General features: G+C 38.0%; 1 protein-coding gene. It reads right to left on the reverse strand.

Features of this window, described 5'->3' with window-relative positions; all coding sequences use genetic code 11:
* Nucleotides 1–489: hypothetical protein (locus EOD40_RS18045; RefSeq protein WP_394343679.1), on the reverse strand; the 489-nt coding region annotated here is incomplete at both ends.

The raw sequence follows: 489 nt of genomic DNA on the forward strand, positions 1-489 counted from the left end.
GCTGTAGTAATGTTTCCATTTCCATCATTGAAAGTCCAAGTTACTACCGTTGTTCCCTGAGTTGTAATAGGGAATACAGTAGTTGTTGTTCCAGTGATTGTTCCTTTACAATTATCAGTTGTAGTAGGAGCTACAGGAGTTCCGCTACATCCGTTGATAGTTACATCAGTCAAAACAGGAGTTACCGGAGCCGTTATATCTTTTACAATTACATTTTGATTCGCTGTAGTAATGTTTCCATTTCCATCATTGAAAGTCCAAGTTACTACCGTTGTTCCCTGAGTTGTAATAGGGAATACAGTAGTTGTTGTTCCAGTGATTGTTCCTTTACAATTATCAGTTGTAGTAGGAGCTACAGGAGTTCCGCTACATCCGTTGATAGTTACATCAGTCAAAACAGGAGTTACCGGAGCCGTTATATCTTTTACAATTACATTTTGATTCGCTGTAGTAATGTTTCCATTTCCATCATTGAAAGTCCAAGTTACT

This window comes from Flavobacterium sufflavum, assembly GCF_004016525.1.
GTDB classification, from domain to species: domain Bacteria; phylum Bacteroidota; class Bacteroidia; order Flavobacteriales; family Flavobacteriaceae; genus Flavobacterium; species Flavobacterium sufflavum.